The sequence below is a fragment of the Pseudoalteromonas sp. XI10 genome (assembly GCF_001469895.1).
Lineage (GTDB): Bacteria > Pseudomonadota > Gammaproteobacteria > Enterobacterales > Alteromonadaceae > Pseudoalteromonas.
The window spans coordinates 1-863 of record NZ_LOPY01000015.1 but is presented as its reverse complement, the minus strand read 5'-3'; the positions used below and the strand labels follow the sequence as shown (position 1 = coordinate 863).

1 protein-coding gene is annotated in these 863 nt (G+C 46.1%); it reads right to left on the bottom strand.

Features of this window, described 5'->3' with window-relative positions:
• On the bottom strand, positions 1–863 hold an 863-nt coding region (gene tuf, locus AUR67_RS03080), incomplete at its 3' end, for an elongation factor Tu (RefSeq protein WP_058584085.1).

The window sequence follows — 863 nt, the reverse complement described above, 5'->3', positions numbered from 1 at the left end:
TCAACGTCTTCACGCTTAGTACCACGTAGAAGTGCACCGATGTTCTCACCCGCACGACCTTCGTCTAGAAGCTTACGGAACATCTCAACACCTGTACAAGTTGTCTTCGTAGTTTCTTTGATACCTACGATTTCAACTTCGTCATTCACGTTGATGATACCAGCTTCAACACGGCCAGTTACAACAGTACCACGACCTTGGATTGAGAATACGTCTTCGATAGGCATGATGAATGGCTTATCGATGTCACGCTCTGGCTCTGGGATGTAAGAATCTAGTGCTTCTGCAAGCTCAACGATTTTGTCTTCCCACTCTTTCTCGCCTTCTAACGCTTTAAGCGCTGAACCTTGGATTAGTGGTAAGTCATCACCTGGGAAGTCGTACTCAGAAAGAAGTTCACGAACTTCCATCTCAACAAGCTCAAGTAGCTCTTCGTCGTCAACCATGTCACATTTGTTCATGAATACGATGATGTAAGGTACACCAACCTGACGAGAAAGTAGGATGTGCTCACGAGTTTGTGGCATAGGACCGTCAGTCGCAGCAACTACTAGGATTGCGCCGTCCATTTGAGCAGCACCAGTGATCATGTTTTTAACATAATCGGCGTGTCCTGGACAGTCTACGTGTGCGTAGTGACGAGTTGGAGTATCGTACTCAACGTGTGAAGTTGAGATTGTGATACCACGCTCACGCTCTTCTGGAGCGTTATCGATTGATGCGAAGTCTTTAGCTACACCACCGTATACTTTTGCAAGTACGTTAGTGATTGCTGCTGTTAGAGTTGTTTTACCGTGGTCAACGTGGCCGATTGTACCAACGTTTACGTGCGGTTTTACGCGTTCAAACTTTTCTTTTGCCAT